At 47.7% G+C, this 2,868-nt stretch carries 2 protein-coding genes; one reads left to right on the top strand and one right to left on the bottom strand.

Translation table 11 applies throughout. The annotated features are described in order from the left end of the window. Nucleotides 1-745 precede the first annotated feature (745 nt). On the bottom strand, nt 746-1,087 hold the full coding sequence (locus M2374_RS22225) for a HigA family addiction module antitoxin (protein ID WP_049592808.1): 342 nt from the start codon (nt 1,085-1,087) through the stop codon (nt 746-748). A 270-nt stretch (nt 1,088-1,357) separates the two neighbouring features. Between M2374_RS22225 and M2374_RS22220 the strand changes: the two genes are divergently transcribed. Then, on the top strand, nt 1,358-1,633 hold the full coding sequence (locus M2374_RS22220; RefSeq protein ID WP_259156649.1) for a type II toxin-antitoxin system RelE/ParE family toxin: 276 nt from the start codon (nt 1,358-1,360) through the stop codon (nt 1,631-1,633). The last annotated feature ends 1,235 nt before the right edge of the window (nt 1,634-2,868 follow it).

Raw genomic sequence — 2,868 nt, 5'->3', positions numbered from 1 at the left:
AGCGATGTATACATCGCCGCGCCGCAAGGGTTCCCCTTCCGAATCCCGTTCATCTCTGCGCGCTGATCACCCCAGGTTAAATCCGACCCCCCCCCTTAGCAATAAATCCAGCCATGCCTGACGGCCTGGCCAACGCCTCACGGCCGCACAGTAAACTGCGCACCCGTTCACCGTTAATCAGGTACAGATTTACCAACCGCTATATCGCCCGTCACGCAGGGCCGGGAACCCCTGATTTGTGCGGTAGTGGCTGAAGCAGCAGTGGTGAGAATGAGGTACAGATTAACCAATACCGTCAGTCGCCTTTACGTACTAAAATCCGCCCTTAGTGACAACATACGCCTGAAACCGCCCGCCAGTCACCTGCGTGCATAGTCATGCAGGTGCGCAGAAATTATCAGGCGCGTTTTTTCACGATACAGGCAGTGGGAAGTGCCGGAAACAGGCAGGAAGACCCAGAAACGCGCTGAGGCTGTCTGAGAGGGTGCGGGCAACGGATGTTATGGTAAATTCTCTAGGTAAGCATAGAAGGGGGCTGGCTATGAAGTTTGGGGTTAGTGAAGAGGATATACAGATCACTATCAATGGTTGATACAGGCTCAACACCCGCTGTTTAAGCATCTTCAGGAATAACGATGCTGCCGCCTCTGCGAGTGCAAGTTAGGTCTTCACATAAATACACAGGTGTAGAGACAAAAAGCCCCTATGGTTAGGAGCTTTTCTTTACCTAAATGAAATATCGTTTTTAGATATTTTCATAAAATTCATGGACCTGTTTTTCAGGAGCATCCAAGTTCCGTGGGCGGTAAACCACCTCAACTTCTTCAAGATTTACTTTATCTTGAGCACGATATAAACCATATGCTATTTGCATTTTCATCCAAGAGTCAGCAGAACGCCCTAAGGCTTTTGATAGGCGTAATGCCATTTCATAAGAAAGGTCAGCTTTTTGGTTTACTAACCGGCTAACGGTTGATGTATCAACCCCAAGCTTTTCTGCAAACGTTCCTATTTGAAGCTCTAACGGCTCTAAATATACTTCGCGGATAAACTCGCCGGGGTGCATAGGTTTTTGCAATGTAAACATGCAACCTCCTAAATACTCTGATTTTGTGCCTTGCGCAACGCGCAAACCTATTGACATAAGCAATCCATTTGTGATAAAATGGATTAGTTAAGGGTAATTTTTTTCTTAACGTTAACAGTTTGGTTCTTCTGTTTTGTTCTTGTAGTGACTATCTGGCAGTTCTAAAGCTTCGCAGGCGTAGAATACTACCTATAAATAGAACACAGTCAAGAAACTTTACTAAACAAGAAGAACTTCTAAAACATAAAAATTTTCATATGGAGAAGTTCAATGATTAAAAATTTTAAATCCAAAAAACTAAAACAATTTAACAGTGGTGATACAAGTAAGGTAGCACAAGCGCATAAAAAGAAAATAGAGATTATCTTAAACGCTTTAGATACCGCTACTTCAATAAAGGATCTTGACCTTCCTGGTTTGGATCTTCATTCGTATGCTGAATATACCCCAACCCGCTGGTCATTAAAGGTGTCGGCGAACTATCGTATTTTCTTTGAGTGGGATGGTGCCAACGTCCGTAATGTGGATTACGACGATCCACATTAATGTCAGTTAAATCAACGACTTAGGTCATGGGCTTGAATCACCAAAGTGATTCAAGCCCATGAGGCTATTATATGGTTTTTTTTTATTAAGTCAATGGCTTGGTAAAGATAATTTCTTGAGATTGAGTGGGACGCAGAGTATCTTTAATCCTGAAACGAAAAAACCACCTGGGGAGGTGGTTTTTCGAAGGTTCAGCAAGTTGGGGAACTTCTGAACCGTGGTAACAGGGTGTACAAGACCGCTGCCACCAAATACGTCCTTCCAGTTTAGCCGTAGTTAGGCTGATACTTCAAGAACTCTGCATTAGTAATCTCTTGTACACCCTCTTACCAGTGGCCGCTGCCAGTGGCGATAAGTCGTGCCTTTCCGGGTTGGACTCACGACGATAGTTACCGGAAAAGGCGCAGCGGTCGGACTGAACGGGGGGTTCGTGCATACAGTCCAGCTTGGAGCGAACTGCCTACCCGGAACTGAGTGTCAGGCGTGGAATGAGATAAACGCGGCCATAACAGCGGAGTGACACCGGTAAACCGAAAGGCAGGAACAGGAGAGCGCACGAGGGAGCTACCAGGGGGAAACGCCTGGGATCTTTATAGTCCTGTCGGGTTTCGCCACCACTGATTTGAGCGTCAGATTCTGTGATGCTTGTCAGGGGGGCGGAGCCTATGGAAAAACGGCTTCGCCGTGGCCTTCTTGCTTCCCTGTTAAGCTTCTTCCTGGAAGATGCTAGGAAATTTCCGCCCCGCCAGTAAGGCGGTACCGCTCGCCGCAGCCGAACGACCGAGCGGAGCGAGTCAGTGAGCGAGGAAGCGGAATATCTCCGGGCTTATCTTTGGCACCGTACGCGCCATCGCTGCATTTTTTCATAGGATGCAGGATAGGGCTAACGCCGCAAAGTGACGTCACCTGACGTTCCTGGATTACAAAGGTTAAAGCAGCGGACAGGAAATGTTTTGTGCCCACAGCCATGCTGGCTTATTCGCAAAACAGCGGGACAAGATGTGTTTTTGGAGTACCGCCGGCACGCCAATGACTCTTGGTCAGGCTCCGCCCGACACCGTATGTTTGCTATCTGTTTGCTATCTGTTTGCTATCTGTTTGCTGTCGCTACCCTCAGCAGTGAAAAGAGTAAGGCACGTTAGCGATGTATACATCGCCGCGCCGCAAGGGTTCCCCTTCCGAATCCCGTTCATCTCTGCGCGCTGATCACCCCAGGTTAAATCCGACCCCCCCCC

The sequence above is a fragment of the Citrobacter sp. JUb117 genome, from assembly GCF_024809055.1.
Classification (GTDB): Bacteria; Pseudomonadota; Gammaproteobacteria; order Enterobacterales; family Enterobacteriaceae; genus Citrobacter; species Citrobacter gillenii.
Note: the sequence above shows the minus strand (reverse complement) of the source record. Positions and strands in the feature narration are given on the sequence as shown.